The sequence below is a fragment of the Listeria grandensis FSL F6-0971 genome, from assembly GCF_000525835.1.
Taxonomy (GTDB): domain Bacteria; phylum Bacillota; class Bacilli; order Lactobacillales; family Listeriaceae; genus Listeria_A; species Listeria_A grandensis.
In genome coordinates this window covers 96,939-116,643 of sequence record NZ_AODD01000014.1, presented here as the reverse complement: position 1 = coordinate 116,643, position 19,705 = coordinate 96,939, and the positions used below count along the sequence as shown (strand labels likewise).

Annotated in this window: 17 protein-coding genes, 1 pseudogene and 1 other annotated feature; of the genes and pseudogenes, 5 read left to right on the top strand and 13 right to left on the bottom strand. The window is 42.9% G+C overall.

Annotated features, from left to right (window positions below; all coding sequences use genetic code 11):
* Positions 1 to 10: 10 nt before the first annotated feature.
* The 4 genes from cymR to PGRAN_RS09735 all read left to right on the top strand — a co-directional run bounded on the left by cymR (position 11) and on the right by PGRAN_RS09735 (position 2,817).
* On the top strand, positions 11 to 430 hold the full coding sequence (gene cymR / locus PGRAN_RS09750) for a cysteine metabolism transcriptional regulator CymR (protein ID WP_036066798.1): 420 nt from the start codon (positions 11 to 13) through the stop codon (positions 428 to 430).
* A 269-nt stretch (positions 431 to 699) separates the two neighbouring features.
* Positions 700 to 1,905, top strand: coding sequence for an ammonium transporter (locus tag PGRAN_RS09745; RefSeq protein ID WP_036066797.1), 1,206 nt, complete (start codon positions 700 to 702; stop codon positions 1,903 to 1,905).
* Positions 1,906 to 1,917: 12 nt separating this feature from the next.
* Entirely contained in the window at positions 1,918 to 2,286 is a 369-nt protein-coding gene (locus PGRAN_RS09740; RefSeq protein ID WP_036066796.1) for a P-II family nitrogen regulator, read from the top strand.
* Positions 2,287 to 2,439: 153 nt separating this feature from the next.
* Positions 2,440 to 2,817, top strand: a complete 378-nt coding sequence (locus tag PGRAN_RS09735) for a hypothetical protein (RefSeq protein WP_036066795.1) — start codon at positions 2,440 to 2,442, stop codon at positions 2,815 to 2,817.
* 134 nt (positions 2,818 to 2,951) lie between these two features.
* On the opposite strand, the gene aspS is transcribed toward PGRAN_RS09735, so the two are convergent.
* Both aspS and hisS read right to left on the bottom strand, forming a co-directional pair.
* Positions 2,952 to 4,721: an aspartate--tRNA ligase gene (gene aspS / locus PGRAN_RS09730; RefSeq protein ID WP_036066794.1), complete on the bottom strand. Its 1,770-nt coding sequence runs from the start codon at positions 4,719 to 4,721 to the stop codon at positions 2,952 to 2,954.
* A pseudogene (gene hisS, locus PGRAN_RS09725) lies at positions 4,718 to 6,011 on the bottom strand (histidine--tRNA ligase). Before hisS ends, aspS begins: the two are co-directional and overlap by 4 nt.
* A gap of 276 nt (positions 6,012 to 6,287) precedes the next feature.
* Positions 6,288 to 6,526, bottom strand: a binding site (T-box leader).
* A 157-nt stretch (positions 6,527 to 6,683) separates the two neighbouring features.
* Here hisS and PGRAN_RS09720 point away from each other — a divergent pair.
* Positions 6,684 to 7,970, top strand: coding sequence for an N-acetylmuramoyl-L-alanine amidase family protein (locus PGRAN_RS09720; RefSeq protein ID WP_036066792.1), 1,287 nt, complete (start codon positions 6,684 to 6,686; stop codon positions 7,968 to 7,970).
* A gap of 89 nt (positions 7,971 to 8,059) precedes the next feature.
* Here PGRAN_RS09720 and dtd read toward each other — a convergent pair whose 3' ends face one another.
* The 11 genes from dtd to tgt all read right to left on the bottom strand — a co-directional run bounded on the left by dtd (position 8,060) and on the right by tgt (position 19,680).
* Positions 8,060 to 8,515, bottom strand: a complete 456-nt coding sequence (gene dtd / locus PGRAN_RS09715; protein ID WP_036066789.1) for a D-aminoacyl-tRNA deacylase — start codon at positions 8,513 to 8,515, stop codon at positions 8,060 to 8,062.
* Between the two features lie 20 nt (positions 8,516 to 8,535).
* Entirely contained in the window at positions 8,536 to 10,755 is a 2,220-nt protein-coding gene (locus PGRAN_RS09710) for a RelA/SpoT family protein (RefSeq protein ID WP_036066788.1), read from the bottom strand.
* Between the two features lie 152 nt (positions 10,756 to 10,907).
* Entirely contained in the window at positions 10,908 to 11,429 is a 522-nt protein-coding gene (locus tag PGRAN_RS09705; RefSeq protein WP_036066787.1) for an adenine phosphoribosyltransferase, read from the bottom strand.
* Positions 11,426 to 13,789, bottom strand: coding sequence for a single-stranded-DNA-specific exonuclease RecJ (recJ, locus tag PGRAN_RS09700; protein WP_036066785.1), 2,364 nt, complete (start codon positions 13,787 to 13,789; stop codon positions 11,426 to 11,428). Before recJ ends, PGRAN_RS09705 begins: the two co-directional genes overlap by 4 nt.
* A gap of 105 nt (positions 13,790 to 13,894) precedes the next feature.
* Positions 13,895 to 14,224, bottom strand: a complete 330-nt coding sequence (locus PGRAN_RS09695; protein ID WP_036066784.1) for a LapA family protein — start codon at positions 14,222 to 14,224, stop codon at positions 13,895 to 13,897.
* 81 nt (positions 14,225 to 14,305) lie between these two features.
* Positions 14,306 to 14,728, bottom strand: a complete 423-nt coding sequence (locus tag PGRAN_RS09690; RefSeq protein ID WP_036066783.1) for a hypothetical protein — start codon at positions 14,726 to 14,728, stop codon at positions 14,306 to 14,308.
* 205 nt (positions 14,729 to 14,933) lie between these two features.
* Positions 14,934 to 15,182 (bottom strand): hypothetical protein, encoded by a 249-nt coding sequence (locus PGRAN_RS09685; RefSeq protein WP_036066782.1) that lies wholly within the window; start codon positions 15,180 to 15,182, stop codon positions 14,934 to 14,936.
* A 135-nt stretch (positions 15,183 to 15,317) separates the two neighbouring features.
* Positions 15,318 to 17,579, bottom strand: a complete 2,262-nt coding sequence (gene secDF, locus PGRAN_RS09680) for a protein translocase subunit SecDF (RefSeq protein WP_036066781.1) — start codon at positions 17,577 to 17,579, stop codon at positions 15,318 to 15,320.
* Positions 17,580 to 17,649: 70 nt separating this feature from the next.
* Positions 17,650 to 17,931 carry a post-transcriptional regulator gene (locus tag PGRAN_RS09675; RefSeq protein ID WP_036066822.1) on the bottom strand — a complete coding sequence of 94 codons (282 nt, stop codon included), beginning with the start codon at positions 17,929 to 17,931 and terminating at the stop codon, positions 17,650 to 17,652.
* A gap of 248 nt (positions 17,932 to 18,179) precedes the next feature.
* Positions 18,180 to 18,506, bottom strand: a complete 327-nt coding sequence (yajC, locus tag PGRAN_RS09670) for a preprotein translocase subunit YajC (protein ID WP_036066780.1) — start codon at positions 18,504 to 18,506, stop codon at positions 18,180 to 18,182.
* A 34-nt stretch (positions 18,507 to 18,540) separates the two neighbouring features.
* On the bottom strand, positions 18,541 to 19,680 hold the full coding sequence (tgt, locus tag PGRAN_RS09665; RefSeq protein WP_036066779.1) for a tRNA guanosine(34) transglycosylase Tgt: 1,140 nt from the start codon (positions 19,678 to 19,680) through the stop codon (positions 18,541 to 18,543).
* Positions 19,681 to 19,705: the final 25 nt, after the last annotated feature.

Genomic DNA, 19,705 nt, shown 5'->3' with positions numbered 1-19,705 from the left:
GGAGGTTATTATGAAAATCACAACAAAAGGCCGGTATGGCTTAACTATCGTACTTGAATTAACGCGTTGTTTCGGACAAGGTCCCATTTCGTTACGTTCCATCGCTGAGAAAAAAGGCTTATCCGAACATTACTTAGAACAACTCATCGGCCCACTACGCAACGCCGGAATTGTTAAGAGTATCCGCGGCGCACACGGCGGCTATATCCTAGGTGACGAACCCGCAAAAATCACAGCTGGCGACATCATCCGCACGTTGGAAGGCCCTATTGTGCTTGTCGAAAGCATCGAAGAGGAAGAAGCTGCCCAGCGCGAACTTTGGCTCCGGATTCGTAATGCCGTCAAAGAAGTGCTAGACAGTACTACACTGGAAGACTTAGCGAGCCACGGCGATGATCCATTGCTCGATGGCTACATGTTCTACATCTAAAACAAAAGAATAAAATAAGGCGAGGATCCACATTTCGATGTGAATCCTCGCCTTATTTTCTCGCAAAAAATTAACTTCTAATAAAAAGAATATTGTAATTAAAACTCCAAACAATCGCAAAAGGATATAAAGAAAGCGTTTCACGTAAGATTATCTAACAAAATTTGATTTTATAGCTAAAATAGCTTGCTTTATTCTCAATTTGCAGTATTATTATCACATAAACAAAAAACAAATGTTAGATTATCTAACAAAAAGGAGCGTGTCACATGGAAGCAGTATTTATGTTTTTTTGTACCTTGTTAGTTTGGCTGATGACACCAGGGATTGCTTTATTTTACGGAGGGATGGTTAGCCGTAAAAACGTGCTTAGTACCGCAATGTACAGCTTTAGCTCGATGGCGATTATCTCTATTCTATGGGTTGTTGTTGGTTATTCCCTTGCTTTTGCACCAGGAAATGCTTTTATCGGAAGCTTTGATTGGACTTTTTTGCACAGCGTCGGGTTTGATGCCAACGCGACATACTCCGATGCGATTCCACATATTTTATTCATGATGTTCCAAATGACATTCGCTATTTTAACAGTGGCTATTATTTCTGGCGCTTTTGCGGAACGGATGAATTTTGCGGCATACTTAATTTTTATTATTTTATGGTCCTTGCTTGTTTATTCTCCTGTTGCTCATTGGGTTTGGGGCGAAGGTGGGTGGTTACGTGAACTCGGCGCGCTTGATTTTGCCGGCGGAAATGTCGTGCATATTAGTTCTGGTATTACAGGGCTTGTGCTCGCGATCGTGCTCGGGCGGCGTAAGGAAGCGGAGAATTCCTCCCCACATAATTTGCCACTCGCTTTAATTGGTGGTATATTAGTCTGGTTCGGTTGGTATGGATTCAATGTTGGTAGTGCATTAACAATCGATAATGTCGCAATGGCCGCATTCGTCAACACCAATTCAGCCGCTGCTGCCGGAATCGTCGGTTGGGTCGCTGTCGAATGGATGATTAATAAAAAACCAACGATGCTCGGCACGATTTCTGGCGCAATTGCAGGTCTTGTCTCCATTACACCTGCTGCCGGTTTTGTGACAGTAGGCAGTGCTTTATTGATTGGATTCCTCGGCGGTGCGATTTGTTTCTGGGCTGTATTCTGGTTGAAAGGGAAATTGAAGTACGATGATGCCCTCGACGCTTTCGGTTTGCACGGTATCGGTGGTATTTGGGGCGGTATTGCCACAGGCCTTTTCGCTACTACCAAAATTAACAAACTTGGCGCGGACGGTCTTTTTTACGGAAACGCTAGCCTACTTGGCAAACAACTCATCGCTATCGGTTCCACAGTCGTGTTCGTTGCGATTGCTACCATCATCATTATCTATGTTATCAAAATATTCATACCTATCAGAGTGGATGAAGATCAAGAATACAAAGGGCTTGATTTAACGCTTCACGGCGAAAAAGCCTATCATGAGTAAGGGGTGGTTCTATTGTCAAACTTAACAAAAATCGAAATCATTACACGTCCAAATCGTTTTTACGAATTCCAAAAAGCGCTTGCAGAAATCGGCGTTAGCGGCCTAACCGTCACGAAAGCCCTCGGTACCGGTCTCGAAAAAGGTTTAATCGAACTGTATCGCGGCAAAAAGAAAGAAAATAATATCCACGAACGCATGAAAATCGAAATTGTTGTCAGCACCGTGCCAGTCGAAGCCGTGCTAGAAGTTGTCAAAAATACTCTACGAACCGGCGAGCCTGGCGACGGTAAAGTCTTCATTTATCCCGTTGCTGAAGTCATTAAAATAAGCACCGGCGAACGTGGTGTCGATGCCCTACAAGACCATCCCAAGGAAAAATAGCCTTCAAAATGAGATGCGGATAAAGAAATAGGAACTAATTCTAAAAATACAATGAGAAATCGCGTTTTCCCCTTCCCGAAACGAAAAACAGCGCTTATAATAAAGAAGTAGCTAAAATGGATGTTTTTATATATGAAGGAGAGATAGACAAAGATGCGAAAGATCCCCTTTTTTACAATTATCGCGATTGTTTTTTTAGCAGGAGGTTACTATTTTCTGCAAAACTCCGCTTCCCCGATAGATGTTTCTTTTAATTTTCTAGTCACTCAGAAGAATGACGATAATTCCATTTCAGGAAACATTGAAGGAGCAGGTAGCAAAAAGATTAAGCTTAGCCTTGACGAATCACAATGGGATTCCATCAAAGTGGGCAATCGCTATACTGTAGAAGCCAAGTTTTATGATAAACATAAAGTGAGTGACAAAGAAAAGAAAACGCTAGAAGGCCCGTTTTGGTCCAACGATGCCAATACTGGCATCTTAGCGAATGATGTCGAGGTCACGATGATCGACACCTTCCCGGCAAATTAAAAGAGAGGTTATCCGATTTTGATTGGATAACCTCTCTAGAACCGTAGGCAAAGCGCTGCATTGCGTTGCCTGCGTTTTTTTGTTTTACATACATTTCAAAGCTAACCCGATTGTCAAATTTAATTCCGTAATCCTTATTCTGCTTTCTTCGCTTCGATCGCAAGCTCTAACTCAGCCAATTGCGCTGCACTTACTTCACTTGGAGCATTTGTTAGCGGATCAGCTGCACTTCCTGTTTTAGGGAAAGCAATCGTATCACGCAAATTATTCCGACCAGCAAGAATCATGATAATGCGGTCTAACCCTAGCGCAATTCCACCATGTGGTGGTGTTCCATATTCTAACGCCTCAAGCAAAAAGCCAAATTGTTCTGTTGCTTCTTCATCCGTGAAGCCTAGCGCGCGGAACATTTGTTGTTGCATGTCTTTTTTATAAATACGGAGTGAACCGCCGCCGATTTCATAGCCGTTTAGCACGATATCGTAGGCTTCTGCCATCGCTTTTTCTGGTGCGGTTTCAAGCAAGGTTGCGTCTTGTGGCATCGTGAACGGATGATGCGCAGACACGAAGCGTTTTGCATCTTCATCATACTCAAATAACGGCCAATCCGTGACCCATAAGAACGCTAATTCGTTTTGATCAATTAAATCAAGCTCTTGACCAAGTTTCGAGCGGAGAGCGCCTAGCGATGCTGCTACTACTTCTGCTTTATCAGCCACAAATAGTAGCAAATCGCCAACCTCTGCATCTAAAACGCCTGCTACTGCCGCTTGATTTTCTGGCGTGAAGAATTTCGCAATCGGCCCTTTGAAGCCGTCCTCTTCCACTTTCATCCAAGCAAGGCCTTTCGCGCCGTATCTGCCGACAAACTCACCTAGTGCATCGATATCTTTACGTGAATAGCTCGCCGCTGCGCCTTTCGCATTGATGGCTTTTACTTCGCCACCATTTTCAATCGCATTCGTGAATACTTTGAAATCAACATTTGCCACAGCTTCTGCCACGTTTTTCAATTCTAAACCGAAACGTACATCCGGCTTATCGCTACCAAAACGATCCATCGCTTCTGCGTACGTCATGTGCGGGAACGGTTTTTCGATTTTGATTCCCTTCGTCGCTTCTACAACCGCAACCAACATTTCTTCGGTAATCGCTTGAATTTCCTCTTTTGTCAGGAAACTTGTCTCTAAATCGATCTGTGTAAACTCCGGCTGACGATCGCCACGCAAATCCTCATCGCGGAAACAACGCACCACTTGGTAATATTTATCAAAACCAGCAGACATCAACAGCTGCTTCAAAATTTGTGGCGATTGAGGTAATGCATAGAAATTACCAGGATACACACGACTCGGCACCAAATAATCACGCGCACCTTCTGGCGTACTCTTCGTCAAATACGGCGTTTCAATATCAAAAAAGCCCATTTGATCTAATTTTTGACGGAATGTTTTTGTCGCTGTATGACGCATTTGGAAAATCTCGTTCATCTCTGGGCGACGTAGGTCTAAATAACGGTACTTCAAGCGTATTTCATCGGAAACATTGACACCATCTTCAATATAAAACGGCGGTGTTTTCGAAGCGTTCAACACCTCTATCTCCTCTGCCAAAACTTCGATGCGACCAGTTTTCAATTTATCGTTGACCGCACCTTCACTACGCGCTGCGACCGTACCAACAACTGTTACAACAAATTCGTTACGAACAGACTCCGCAATCGCTAGTGCATCAGCAGAAAAATCCGGATTAAAAACGACTTGGACAATCCCTTCCCGATCGCGTAAATCAATAAAAATGAGACCGCCTAAGTCTCGACGCTTTTGTACCCAACCGTGCAAGGTTACTTTTTCACCAATATGTCTTTCGGTTACATCTCCGCAATATAATGATCTTTTCTTCATTGTTTCTCCCCCTTTAATTGCTTATATGCAGTCTCTAAACCAGCCGTTACAGCCTCCAGACGAATCTCCATCTGTACCCCTGTTTGCATATTTTTCAGTTGACAAACACCATTTTCTAGCTCTGAATCTCCTAAAATCATGGTGAATTGTGCATTTTTACGATCGGCGTCTTTTAATTGCCCTTTCATCGTGCGACCCATGTAATCTTTTTCTGCGCTAAAACCGGCTAGGCGTAACTCGTTCACGATTGTTACAGCTCGGATTTCGGCACTTTCCGTCGCCGTTACCACATAGCAATCTAATTGGCGTGTCACAGGAAGCTCAATGTTTTCCACATCAAGGGCAGCAAACAAGCGCTCGACGCCAAGCCCAAAGCCAACACCTGGTGTTTCTGGGCCATCAAATTCCTGTACCAATCCGTGATAGCGACCGCCACCACAAAGTGTAGATTTCGCGCCAAACCCTTCTGCCGTACTCATAATCTCGAATGTCGTATGATTGTAGTAATCCAAACCACGAACAAGCGTCGGATCGACTGTATAAGCAATGCCTAAAGCATCCAAATACGCCTTCACTTTCGCAAAATATGCCGTCGATTCCTCATTTAAAAATTCTAAAATCGATGGTGCCGTTGCAATAAGCGGATGCGCATGATCCACTTTACAATCCAGAATACGCAACGGATTTTTATGCAAACGCACTTGGCAATCAGCGCAGAATTCATCAATCTGTGGCTCGAAATGCGCGACTAGAGCATCTTTATGCTTCAAACGACTTTCCTTATCGCCCAAGCTATTGATGACCAATTCAATGTTTTGGAGACCAAGCTCCTTGTAAAACGTCATCGCAAGCGAGATAACCTCCGCATCAATCGCTGGATCATTACTGCCTAGTGCTTCAAGCCCCATTTGCGTAAATTGGCGTTGTCTCGCGCCCTGCGGTCGTTCATAACGGAACATTGGCCCTGAGTAGTAAAGTTTGACAGGCTGATTCACTTGTCCGAATAATTTATGTTCGACGAAAGCCCGTACAACCGATGCCGTACCTTCTGGGCGCAATGTTAAGCTTCTATTTTTTTTTATCCTCGAACGTGTACATCTCTTTAGATACTATATCTGTCGTATCGCCCACACCGCGTTGAAATAGCTCGGTATGCTCAAAAATCGGCGTCCTGATTTCTTCATATTGGAACCTCTCACAAATCGATTGGAAAACGCGTTCTACATAATGCCACTTCTCTACTTCTCCAGGTAAAATATCGCGCGTTCCTCTTGGCAATTTCATTTGCATACTTCAAATCCCTCCTAAAAATTACGATAGTGCCGTTGACTTTGATGGTTTAACTGTTTTTAAAAATGAGTGATGGGATTACCTTCCTCCAAGCTTCCCGTTAGGCAAGAATATTTCGTGAAAATATTTGGCTCTTCACTGTTCAATTGTTCGGCGTTTGTTCCATCGTGAGAGCCACTGGTGGATTACATGCTGAGGCTCTAACTCAGCTAGAGACGCTTCGTAAGAGCCTCAGCAACAACAAATAACCCCCATCCCTCGTCTTAACTAAATAAAACAAGGGACGAGAGTTAACCCGTGGTACCACCCTAAATTGAGAAACCATACAGCTCCTCCACTCAAAAACAGTTAACGCCTGTTAACGTTCTTACTTACTTAGCACTAAGTACGCTTGTTCAGTAAGAAGCCTCGGGAGTGTCTTTTTGACAGTTTAACTGCAATAGGTTTTCCAGCCTAAGAACCTATCTCTCTTACCAGCAAATGCTTGCCATACTTTTCTCCGTCATCGGTCATCTATTAATTACCCTTAAGACTACTAGAATTTGCCTAGAAAGTCAATAATGTTTTTAAAATAAATCGCGAAAAGATAGGTTTAGTGTTTCATAATAACATGTTTTATGATAATCTTTCTATAAGTAGTTATTTTTATAGGGGTATAGGTGGTGTCCATTGATGAAAAATAAGTTCCTGTTTATAACCGTGCTATCATTCTTACTCATCGCAGCTGGCGTATTGTCTACAATTGCGATGGCTAACGCTAACACGGTGCAAGTAAAAGCCGAAGTTCTAAACGTCAGAAGCGGACCAGGACTCGCATTCGACGTCACATCACAAGTCAGAAAAGATGAAATCCTCAATGTAATCGATGAAGAAAATAAATGGTATAAAGTTCGGTTAAGCAACGGTCAGAGCGGTTATGTGGCCAGCTGGCTCGTGAAAAATGTCGATGTCAGTGCTTCTAGTAATAGTTTAGCCACCGTGACCAGTGACGGTAGCTTGAACGTTCGTAGCAAACCATCCACAAACGCTAAAATTCTCGGAAGCCTTAAAGGTGGCGATCAAATCACTGTGACAAGTCAATCCAACGGCTGGACTCAAATCCAGTACCAAGGTCAGACCGCATGGATTAATTCGTCCTACATCAAGATGCAAGAATCGGCAACAAAAGAATCCAAAAACAGCTTACAAACACTTACTATCAGGTCTAATGGTACCAATATTCGCTCTGGTCCAAGCCGAAATAATAGCACCGTTGAGAAAGCTGATTCTGGAACAGTCTACAATATTGATGGCGTTCAGGGGGATTGGTACCAGATCACGACATCTTCCGGCCAACAAGGCTATGTGGCTAACTGGGTTGTCGACGTTTCTAATTCCAAAACAAAGAAGGCCGCAAAATCGAAAACAACCTCACTCGCCGAAGCTACCATCGTTATTGATCCTGGTCACGGAGGAAACGATCCTGGCGCCAAAGGAAAAAATGGTACTATTGAAAAGAAAGCGACATTAAAAACTGCCAAGGCCGTAGCAGCTCGCTTAGAACAAAGCGGTGCGAAAGTTATTTTGACGCGGAGTAGAGATGAATATATCTCCCTCAAAGATCGTGCGAAAAAAGCCGAGAAGTATAATGCAGATGCCTTCGTCTCCATTCATTTTGATTCTGTGGAAGATGCTAGCGATTCAAGCGTTAATGGTCAGACAACATATTATTACAAAAATAAGGATCAAAGCTTAGCAGAAAGCATAAACGAAAGCCTCGCAAATAACCTATCCAGTAAAAACCGCGGCACCCGTTCTGGTGACTTCTATGTGTTACGCGAGAACACCCAGCCGTCCGTGCTACTCGAACTTGGCTATCTCAGCTCAACCATTGATGAGCAAAAAATGAACTCCGATGGTTTTCATGAAGAAGTTGCCAACTCGATCTACGAAGGCTTGAGTAATTATTTTAAAAACTAAACAAAGTGCCTCACGGGCTTGCCCAACTTTTCGAAGACACAAAAAAATGCGCTATCAAGATTCTAAAAAAATCTTGATAGCGCATTTTTTCATTTCCCAAGTAACTCCTGTGAATCTAGAATAATCGTTACGGGACCATGGTTTACAATACAAACATCCATCGATGCCCCAAAAACTCCCGTCTCCACGACCAATCCTTGTGCTGCGAGCATTTTGTTAAACAAATCATATAAATCCGATGCTACGTCAGGTGGCGCGGAATTCGTAAAACTCGGACGCCTCCCTTTCTTCACATCAGCATATAGTGTAAATTGCGAAACACTAAGAATCGCACCACCAAAATCTTTAATAGACAGATTCATCTTATCCGCTTCATCTTCAAAAATACGCAATCCCACGAGTTTTTGAACAATATATGCCACATCATCCTCTGTATCACCATGTGTGAAACCAACAAGCAAGCAAAGCCCGCCCGCGATCTCACCCACATTTTCATCATCAATCGTTACGCTCGCTTCATAACAACGCTGTGCCACAACTCTCATGACGCATTCCTCCAGTCATATCAATTCATTAAGCGTCTCACTGTATACACATCAGGAACCTGCTTAATTTTATCAACGACCCGCTGCAAATGATTAATATTGTGAATCTGAAGTGTCAGAACGAGTGTTGCCATTTTATTATTATCTACCTTTGCATTGACACCGTTAATATTACTTGTCAGACTGTTCACGACTTGTAAGATATCATTTAGCATGCCATTCCGATTATAGCCAAACACCTCGATATCCACGTTATAGTCGGTTTTAGCCGTCATATCCGTGTCTTCCCACTCCACATCAATTAAACGTTCCGTATCAGGACCATTGACATTCGGACAATCCTTCCGATGAATCGAAATCCCGCGACCTTTCGTAATATAACCAACTATTTCGTCGCCAGGCACTGGATTACAACATCGTGATAAGCGAATCAATAAGTTTCCGATACCTTGAACAACGACGCCAGCATTATGCTTGATTTTCAAACGCTCGTTATTACTATCAGTAGGATTCTTCGCCTTCGTTTCGACTTTATTCAATAATTTCTCGGTTTGCTCCTCCAGTTCTCGCTCGCGACGCTCTTTCTCCGTCAACCGGTTCGCTACTTGGAGCGCTGTAATGCCATTGTACCCAACCGCCGCAAACAAATCATCTTCATGACTAAAATTCAAGCGTTCGGCTAGCTTATTAATGTTCTCGGTCGTCATCACTTTCTTCGGCTCAAAATCAAGATGGCGCAATTCCTTCTCGACCATATCGCGACCTTTTTCAACATTCTCTTCTTTCGCTTGACGTTTAAAGAACTGACGAATCTTATTTTTCGCTTGTGACGTCTGCACAAGTTTCAACCAATCACGACTCGGTCCATACGAATGCTTCGATGTTAAAATTTCAATGATATCGCCTGTTTTTAATTTATAATCAAGCGTGACAATTTTGCCGTTAATTTTAGCGCCTATTGTCTTATTTCCGATTTCTGTGTGGATTCGATACGCAAAATCAAGCGGTACAGAACCATTTGGTAGTTCGAAAACATCGCCTTTTGGTGTAAAAACGTACACAACATCCGTAAACAAATCGAGTTTCAGCGATTCCATGAATTCTTCTGCATTCTCTGATTCATTCTGGTATTCAATAATTTCGCGGAACCAGCTCATTTTATTATCAAAGGAAGTCTTCGAATTGATAACTTTCCCTTCTTTGTAAGCCCAGTGTGCCGCAACCCCATATTCTGCGATTTGGTGCATCTCCAGTGTCCGAATTTGCACTTCGAGTGGCTCACCTTGAGGCCCGATTACCGTCGTATGAAGCGATTGGTACATATTGGATTTCGGCATCGCAATATAATCTTTAAAACGGCCTGGCATCGGCTTCCATCGCGTATGGATAATACCTAAAACAGCGTAACAATCCTTGATACTATCCACTAAAATCCGGACCGCCAACAAATCGTAAATTTCATTGAATTGCTTATGTTGCTCTGACATCTTGCGGTAAATCGAATAAATATGCTTTGGTCGACCAGAAATATCCGCCTTAATATGCAGCTCATCTAGATTCTCATTCACACCGTCGATCACGTCGCGCAAATAACGCTCGCGCTCTTCCCGTTTCTGTTTCATCAAATGCACGATTCGGTAGTATTGTTGCGGATTTAAATAACGAAGCGCTGTATCTTCCAGTTCCCACTTCACACGTGAAATCCCCAAACGATGCGCAATCGGTGCAAAAATTTCTAACGTCTCATTCGCAATCCGGCGTTGTTTTTCCACCGGCAAATGCTTCAATGTCCGCATATTATGCAGCCTATCCGCCAATTTCACCAGCATAACCCGAATATCTTGTGCCATCGCAATAAACATTTTGCGGTGATTCTCGGCTTGCTGCTCTTCATGCGATTTATATTTGATTTTCCCAAGTTTCGTAACACCATCGACGATCATAGCAATCTCTGGACTAAACGCTTCTTCCAGATCTTGTAGTGTAATCGGCGTGTCCTCGACAACATCATGCAAAAAACCAGAAGCAACGGTCGCTGGGTCCATTTCTAGATCTACCAGTATCCCAGCCACTTGGATTGGGTGAATAATATAAGGTTCTCCCGATTTGCGGAATTGATCTTTGTGCGCCTCACGTGCGTAGTCACAAGCCTTTTTGACAAGCGCAAGATGCTCCTCATTCATATAATGAGAAGCCATTTCAATTACTTGTTCCGCTGTTAAATTTTGTTCTTTAGCCATAGTCCCCACACCCTTTTCATCCCAAGCTTTATAAAGTATGTAAAAGCACCCACGAATGAGTGCTCTTTAAAATAATTCTTATCTGATATTATAACATGTTTTATGTGGCTAACAAAGCAATTTTACTGGCCTTATTAGAAAAATACACATTTTTAGAAGTCCATCAAAATAAGACGGTCATAGCCTTCTAGTTTCTTGTGACCTTCAAGCTCTGTCAACTCGATCAAGAACGCGCAGCCTGCAACAACACCGCCCAATTCTTCAACAAGCTTAATCGTCGCTTCGATCGTGCCTCCAGTCGCTAGCAAATCATCCGTAATCAAGACGCGTTGCCCTGGCTTAATCGCATCTTTGTGCATCGATAATTTATTGGTGCCATACTCCAAATCGTATTCCATATCTACCGTTTCACGCGGCAATTTATTCGGTTTACGAACAGGTGCAAAACCAATGCCAAGTGAATAAGCAACGGGACATCCGATAATAAAGCCACGCGCTTCTGGCCCAACGATAACATCAACGCTTAATTTTTTTGCGTATGCTACAATTTGATCCGTTGCGAATTTGTAAGCTTCACCATGACTCATAAGCGGCGTAATGTCTTTAAAAACAATACCCTCTTTCGGCCAATCATTGACAATCGCTACATAATTTCTCAAGTCGTTTAAGTTCATTTTACTATTTCCTCCAAAATTGAATTCCCCTTCGAATTCATCAACTTTTCAATCCAATCGTACAATTCGTTGTAGTTAGAGTAGAGTAATTTCTGCTCCATCGCAATCCGGTGTTCTCGAGCTTTATAGACACTCGACTCCTCTAGATTACGCTTTTCCCCAACTTCATTCAAACTAATCACGCCATCCTCCATTGTAGCAAAATTTAGATCAAAAAACACGCGTGACATAAACTCGATCTGATCATTCGTCCAATTAAACTGTTTACAAAGGCGCGACATGTTTTGTGTGAGCGAAAATGGTTGGTGTTTTTTAAGCACTGCATAGAGCTGTGCAAAATGTTGTCGACTCGGCATCGAAGCGATCGCATTGCCGTTTTCAGCCGCAATGTGAAGATAAATCCGGTCCGCTTCCGTGTTTGCAACAACCGCTTCAAGCAACGCCACATCATCTGGCATATCCACAAAAATTAAATCTTTGGTAGTAGCATCTACAACATCTGTTGCGGTATCAATCTGCGCACAAACAAGATTGGCATTCGCCGCTAGTAACTTTTCTCGTGTTGCCGTTTGGAAACAGACAAAAACTTTATCCGCTGTATTACCTGCTTGCAATAGTTTTTCCCATTCTGCACGACTTCGCACATCAAACAACTGCCAATGCCCTATTTTCAAATCTACAATCCGAAGTTGCGGCTTGCGCATATTATTCCACTCATTGATCGATAACTCGCCAACCACATCCACTTTTGCCATCGGTGAAATTTTTTCAACAAGTTCGCCAGTCCCGAAACCAACCGCGTCAATCGCTGCTCCTGAATCTGCTGTGATCACAGTCTTCAAATGCGTCTTATCCGCACCAATTCGCTTCGTACCACTCAATTTCACGCCTTCTAATGCAAAAACTGGCTTCGGATTATCCGTCCCGAACGGCGCCAACTTGTTCAGCTGAGCAATAAACTCAAGGCTCACCGTTTCAACCGGAATCGCTTCTTCCACTCGTAAAATAGAAACAAAATCATCCGCCGTCAACGTTTCCCGCGCCAGTTGTGCTAAGTTCTCACGCAACGCACCAATATCCGCCATATCAAGCGTCATACCAGCAGCCATCGGATGTCCACCAAACGCTTTCAGCAACGTCTGATTCGCGTCCAGCGCCTGATACAGATGGAATGCCTCGATGCTACGCCCGGAACCTTTCGCCATTCCCGTCACCTCATCGATGCCAAGCACAATCACAGGCCGCGCATAACGATCCACTAACCGTGATGCCACGATCCCAACAACACCAGGATTCCAACCCGCTTTCCCGATCACCAACACTTCATTCCCGTCACCGAGATACTCCGCCTCAATCATCGCAATCGCTTCTTCCGAAATCTGTGCGACAATCGTTTGCCGTTCCTTATTCGCCTCATCAATCTCTTCTGCTAAGAAAGCCGCCTCTTCTGGGTCTTCTGTGAGCAACAAGTCCGCTGCCAGATCCGCAGGGCCAAGACGTCCAACCGCATTTAACCGTGGCGCAATCATGAAACCAATCGTTTCTTCGTTCGCCTCAGGCAATTTCGTACTCGCCAATTTCGCCAAAGCCGCCACACCGATATTCGCATTTTCCCGCAAAACGCGCAGTCCTTTTTGCACGAATAGTCGGTTCTCGTCCGTTAGTGACACAAGATCCGCCACCGTTCCAATCGCCACTAAATCGAGAAACTCCGTCGGTTCCTCACCCAGCAGCGCGTGAGCAAGCTTGTAAGCCACTCCTACACCCGCTAAATCAGGAAATGGGTAATTGGACTCCGGATGCCGCGGATGAATCACAGCGAGCGCCTCAGGCATCGTATCCTTCGCCTCGTGGTGATCCGTCACAATCACATCCAACCCAATCGTTTTCGCGTGCTCCATCACCTCAAGCGCCGCAATTCCGTTATCCACCGTAATCAACAGGTCCACGCCACTTTCCTTCGCCTCCGTAAACGCCGCCACATTTGGACCATAGCCTTCCGTAAATCGGTTCGGAATATAAAAATCAGCATTCGCGCCGAGCTTCCGTAATGTCTTTAGCAGCACCGCTACACTCGTCACACCATCCGCATCATAATCACCATAAATAAGAATGTGCTCCTCGGCCTCAATTGCCTGCTTAATTCGATCGACCGCAAGCCCCATTTCCGCTAGCAAAAATGGATCATATGCCGCATATTTATCCGGATTTAAAAATTTATCCAATTGACCCGCAGTCGTGACCTTACGACGCGCAAACAATTCCGCCATCGGTATCGTGCATTTTAATTCCTCTGCTACTTGTTGCATCGCCGTAGCGTCGCTTGTTTCAATCTGCCATTTATATTTAGAATGAATCATGAATATACCACCCCTCAACCTTACCCATTATACCGAAAAACACCAAAAATGTACACGCCATAAAAAAAGACCACCAACAAAGCAGTGATCTTTCTCTATTCGGTTTTAAACGGTTGGCTTAGGCTCGCTATCCGCAACTTCCACTTCTGAAACCTTCACTTTGCGTGACTTCTCAGCAGCAAGCGAACGTTCCAATTCCTTTTTGGCAGACTCGAGCGTCTTGATTTGCTTTTTCATCGAATTGACGCGAACAATATTCATACAGAAGAAAATCAAGCCCCCCACTAGAACCGATCCTAAAATAACGAGAATAAGCGGCCACTCCACCTTCGCGAACAAGAAGTTCACCTGTACCGAATCAACATTCACAATTGCAAAAATCGCAATAATAATAGCTAAAATAATCCCAACAATAACTTGCCATTGTACTTTCATTGCAAAAACCTCCTTCTTCCATTTATCAAATACCCGCAAAAGCGCGCGTTTAATCCCATGATTCTTGTCTATACAATAAATCTAAAAATCTAAATTTTTCAAATCACGCGTTCCCCACTGGACGTCCACAATCGATGCAAGGTCAAAATGAATCTCACCATAGGAATTCGCGTTATCATCAAAGTCTTCCATCACGATATGATCCTTCGCAATTTGGCGAACATACCCATTCAGCGTTTCCCGTTCGTCATCCTGATCCAAATCCACCGAAATAGGGGCTTTGTGCGCGAGCGCCATTTGCAATCCATTCTCAAACAGATTCCCAAACGTACTCACATCAAACCTCTCATGCTGCTCGTGATGTAGCGCATACAGCCGCTCCATCCTCGTCCCAGAAAGACCACCAGTATCTGCACGGAAAACCAAATCCAAGCGGATAATCAGATGCCCATCCGCTCGCGCCAATCTCGTCACCGTCTCCAAAACAAGATAATCTTTCGTCACTAACTGGACAAAGCCAACATACTAGCTATCCTTTTTCGTTGCGTCGTTATAAATATAAACCATCGTTCGCGCCTTCATTGCCTTTTTCAATACACGACATAAAATCTCTCTATCCATCAAAATCTCCTCATTTCTTTCCAATCATCTGAGGACGAGCGATTTTTCTACTTTTTAAAATATTTGATCCAATTCACTTTACTTCCTCCTAGAATGAAAACACCCAAATCGCCGCATAAACAAGTGCTAAGCCGCCAACGAGAAGCATCGACTTCACCACATAAATTCCTAATACGATGACAATAGCCCCCAAGATAATGGATATAAAGAATGAATCCCAACCGTCAAAATCAGGACCGCCACCATCTGACCAATTCTCATGCCATCTTTTGGAATAAAACAAGCCGAGTACGAAAATCCCAATACCAATTGCTATCACTACAATCTGCCAAATCATCTGCCTATCTTTCTCCTTTATCACCATAAAAAACGCCGAATGCTTGCCTTACCTGAAAAATACTAGTCAGATAAGGTAACATTCGGCATTAGACATATTTTAGCTAAGTCTTGCCGAAAATCCGCTTATCACAGATTATACGACTGGTTGGTCCGTTCTTGAACGTTTTTTCTTCTTCTGTGTTTGAATAACGCCTTTTTTCTTCAATTCGCGTTTCTTGAATACATACCACAATTGCATAGCCATGAAGATGGAAGAGAATACACTGGAAACTAATCCAACTAATAGTGCAATCGAGAAGTTCAGAATCGACTCATTACCGAAGATGATTAAAGCGATAACCGTGAATAACACAGTCAAAATCGTATTGATCGAACGGATAAATGTTTGGCGTAAACCGTGATTAACCGCAAATGAGATGTCCTCTGGTTTTTTGAAACGTCCCATTTTGTAAGAAACGTCCCTGATCCTATCCGCCGTAACGATCGTATCATTAATCGAATAACCGATGACGGTCAGCACCGCCGCAATGAATGTTAAATCAACCTCAAGCCGGAAGATACTAAAGAAGATAAAGATAACAAACGCATCAAACAATAACGAAAGAATCGTTGCAATCCCCATCGATAGCTCGAATCGGAACGCGATGTAGACAACGATTAAGAGCGAAGCAATTGCTAGTGCCCATAGACCATCTTTCGCGAGTTCCTGCCCAACTGTCGGCGTTACCGTACTAATATTCGGGTCTGTTCCGTACGCTTTCTTGAAATGCGTTTTAAACTTCGCAATTTCGTCCTGCGTCAAAGCACCCTTATAACTAATAACGGCCGTTTTATTATTGTTTTGGAAATTGACATCATCAGATGGCATATCGATTTCCTTCAAATCCTTATTGATCTGCGTTTCGGTCAATGCTTGTGTGGATGTTACTTCTGCACGCGTCCCGCTCGCAAAATCAATACCAAGATTCAACTTGAACACCGATAAAATCACAATCCCGATCACAACAATGACCGCAAAAGTCGTTAAGAACGCACGATGATGTTTTACAAAATCATATTTATCAAAATGCGTCTTCAAATCGAATGTTTGCTTACCTTCATGTAAGTCATGGATATCCTTACGACGCACAGCAAACAGTCCTGGCTTGTTGTTCAGCGCATTACTGCTTACAAGAAGCCCCATAAGTGCTCTTGAGCCCCAAACTGCTGTTAGGAAACTCACTAAAATACTAATAATTAACACGGTCGCGAAACCTTTAATCGAGCTTGACCCGAAGTAGAAAAGAACTCCAGCAACGATCAGTGTCGAAATGTTTCCATCAAAGATAGCTCTGAAGGATTCTTTCCCACCTGTATCGAAGGCTGTTTTCGTGGATTTACCAACCTTGAGTTCTTCCCTTATCCGCTCGTAGGTAATAACGTTGGCATCTACCGCCATACCAATACCGAGAATTAATCCGGCAATACCTGGTAGTGTAAGGGTTGCATTTAACAAACCTAAAATGAGCAATACGATATACGTATAGGCAACTAAAGTGATGGAAGCAATAATACCTGGCAAACGGTATACCGCCATCATGAAGATGAAGATTGCAATAACACCCACTAGTCCAGCAACAACGGTTTCAGACAATGCATCTTGTCCAAATTGTGCGCCAACAGATGTGGAATAAACTTCGGTCAATTTAACAGGAAGTGCACCAGAGTTTAGCAAGTTTGCGAGCTCTTTCGCAGAATCCATTGTAAAACTACCCGAGATTTCTACCTTCTTCGTATCCAATTCTCGATCTACATTTGGTGCAGAAAGGAAAGCTGGTTTTTCTTTCACACGTTCTGTTTTGTATTTCAGACCTTCTTTCCAGTCCAACCAAATAACCAATTGATTGTCTGGCGCTTTTGCAGCAATAGTTTTTGTTACGTTCGCAAATTTATCTTTACTTTTCATTTCCAACGTAACGATTGCTTGGTTTTTGTCGTTTGTAACAGCTTTGGCGCTGCCTGGTACAAGATCACTACCATCCATCATCAGTTTATCGTTAGCATCACGGAACGATAAGACTGCTTGTGTGGATAGAATTTTTCGTGCTTCTGTTTGATCGGTTACACCCGCGAGTTGGACACGAATACGGTTTCCACCCTCGATAGTAATAACAGGCTCTGTAACCCCTAAAGTATTAATACGTTGGTCCAATGTTGCCACTGTTTCTTTCAGCGTTTCATTGGTTACTTTGCTTTTCCCGTCTGCCGGTTCTACTTGGTAAAGCACCTCAAACCCACCTTGCAAATCAAGCCCAAGATTAATTTTATCTAGGACGGGTTTTGCAGTGAGAATGACTGTTCCAAAAATAATTGCGACGATCAGGAAAAATGTAATTATCTTACTCTTCTTTATCATTTCTTTCTAATTCCTCCCTCATCTACTAACAACAGACACCTTTAAAGATGCCATTACGCTATGTAGAATGCTACTCTTGACCTTCCAGTTGAAGCGATAAAGTATCAACATTCGCTTCGTCCTCTGACGGTCCGATTGTTATAAAGTCCATTAATGATGCTATTTTCATTTGTAAAATGTCGTGAATGCGTTGATGCAAACGCGGATTCTCTTGACCCTTCCAAACAACTTCAACCAAAAAAGACCAAATATGTTCCGCTTCAATTTCACGATACCCCATAAGTTTAAAATCTTCTACTCTAATTAAAATTGCCGTTTCTAATTGGCCATACCATTCTTTGTCGGATCCCATCCTCATTCTCACACCTTCTTTTTCAAACAACATAGATTCATTTTATCTAATTATGCAGTAAATGGGAAGCATAATCTTACAAAAAAACGAAATCTTTATTCCGAGTGCCCCCACAAAGTAGTCACTCTTGCCTCTAAAATCCATCTTTTTTTGCCTAGCGATATTTCTGTATACCCGTATATTTATAAGAAAAAACAAGCCAATACAAGGAATTTAATCCATGGCTTGTTTTTCAAGAAAAGAAAAGCTTATTTTTTCTCTGTATCTACTTCCGTTTCAGTTACTCCTTCCACTTCCGCTTCAACTACTTCTTCCTCAACTGCGTCTGCCTTCGCTAAAACAGTACGAACTGCATTGCGATCAAAAGTTAGCTCACTTCCAGCACAATCAAGTACAACATTGCCATCTTCAATTGCTACAACTGTACCGTGCAATCCTCCGATAGTAATGATTTTATCGCCTTTAGCCAAACTGCTTTGCATTGAATTTACTTCTTTTTGACGTTTTTGTTGTGGGCGGATAAGCAAGAAGTAGAACAATACGATCATTAATAATAAAGGTATTAACATTGCCATGTTTTTATTCAGCTCCTTTCATTTTTATTCTATATTAGAAATTTTTCGCATTCGGACCATTAAGGCCATACTGCTCAAAAAATTCTTCCCGGAAATCAGCGAGGCGGTCATTCATGATGCTTTCGCGAACTTGCTCCATTAAGTTTAACAGAAAATGTAGATTATGATAAGTGGTAAGCCTAATTCCAAATGTTTCATCACAACGAATCAAATGACGAATGTAGGCGCGCGAATAATTTTTGCATGTATAACAATCACAAGCTTCATCGATTGGTCGGAAATCACGTGCAAACTTAGCATTTCGAACAACGAGCCTACCTTGACTTGTCATACACGTCCCGTTTCGCGCAATACGCGTCGGAAGGACACAGTCGAACATGTCAATACCGCGAATGACGCCATCGATAAGTGCATCAGGAGAACCAACTCCCATCAAATAACGCGGCTTGTTCGCTGGCAACAATGGTGTTGTATATTCTAACACCTCATTCATAATGTCTTTGGGCTCACCAACCGATAAACCACCAATCGAATAACCAGGAAAATCCATCGATACAAGATCGCGGGCACTCTGCTCACGTAAATCTTTATACGAACCACCTTGTACAATCCCAAAAAGACCTTGATCATGTGGACGAGCATGTGCTTTTAGGCCACGTTCAGCCCAGCGAGACGTTCGCTCAATTGATTTTTTCATATAATCATGCGTTGCTGGATACGGTGGGCATTCATCAAACGACATCATAATATCCGATCCTAGCGAGTTTTGAATTTGAATCGCTTTCTCCGGTGAAAGGAACAGTTTGTCCCCGTTCAAATGATTGCGGAAATGGACGCCTTCTTCTTTAATATCGCGCATATCGCTCAAGCTAAACACTTGATAACCGCCAGAATCCGTCAAAATCGCCTGATCCCAGTTCATAAATTTATGAAGACCACCAGCCTCTTCAATCAAATCTTCACCAGGTCGCAACCACAAGTGATACGTATTGCTCAAAATGATACCAGAACCCATCGCTTTTAACTCTTCAGGAGACATCGTTTTAACTGTTGCAAGCGTTCCAACTGGCATAAACATAGGTGTATCAAACGAACCGTGCGGCGTATGTATCTTGCCCAAACGTGCACCTGTTTGTTTATCTGTTTTTATTAGTTCATAGGTAATCGCAGCCATTTTCTACCTCTTTCTATATTGTTAT

Excerpts from the sequence above, each read along its gene's own strand:
- cymR (WP_036066798.1), top strand. The coding sequence starts at position 11 with ATGAAAATCACAACAAAAGGCCGGTATGGCTTAACTATCGTACTTGAA.
- PGRAN_RS09745 (WP_036066797.1), top strand. The coding sequence starts at position 700 with ATGGAAGCAGTATTTATGTTTTTTTGTACCTTGTTAGTTTGGCTGATG.
- PGRAN_RS09735 (WP_036066795.1), top strand. The coding sequence starts at position 2,440 with ATGCGAAAGATCCCCTTTTTTACAATTATCGCGATTGTTTTTTTAGCA.
- aspS (WP_036066794.1), bottom strand. The coding sequence starts at position 4,721 with ATGAAGAAAAGATCATTATATTGCGGAGATGTAACCGAAAGACATATT.
- PGRAN_RS09720 (WP_036066792.1), top strand. The coding sequence starts at position 6,684 with ATGAAAAATAAGTTCCTGTTTATAACCGTGCTATCATTCTTACTCATC.
- dtd (WP_036066789.1), bottom strand. The coding sequence starts at position 8,515 with ATGAGAGTTGTGGCACAGCGTTGTTATGAAGCGAGCGTAACGATTGAT.
- PGRAN_RS09710 (WP_036066788.1), bottom strand. The coding sequence starts at position 10,755 with ATGGCTAAAGAACAAAATTTAACAGCGGAACAAGTAATTGAAATGGCT.
- PGRAN_RS09705 (WP_036066787.1), bottom strand. The coding sequence starts at position 11,429 with ATGAACTTAAACGACTTGAGAAATTATGTAGCGATTGTCAATGATTGG.
- recJ (WP_036066785.1), bottom strand. The coding sequence starts at position 13,789 with ATGATTCATTCTAAATATAAATGGCAGATTGAAACAAGCGACGCTACG.
- PGRAN_RS09695 (WP_036066784.1), bottom strand. The coding sequence starts at position 14,224 with ATGAAAGTACAATGGCAAGTTATTGTTGGGATTATTTTAGCTATTATT.
- PGRAN_RS09685 (WP_036066782.1), bottom strand. The coding sequence starts at position 15,182 with ATGATTTGGCAGATTGTAGTGATAGCAATTGGTATTGGGATTTTCGTA.
- secDF (WP_036066781.1), bottom strand. The coding sequence starts at position 17,579 with ATGATAAAGAAGAGTAAGATAATTACATTTTTCCTGATCGTCGCAATT.
- PGRAN_RS09675 (WP_036066822.1), bottom strand. The coding sequence starts at position 17,931 with ATGGGATCCGACAAAGAATGGTATGGCCAATTAGAAACGGCAATTTTA.
- yajC (WP_036066780.1), bottom strand. The coding sequence starts at position 18,506 with ATGGCAATGTTAATACCTTTATTATTAATGATCGTATTGTTCTACTTC.
- tgt (WP_036066779.1), bottom strand. The coding sequence starts at position 19,680 with ATGGCTGCGATTACCTATGAACTAATAAAAACAGATAAACAAACAGGT.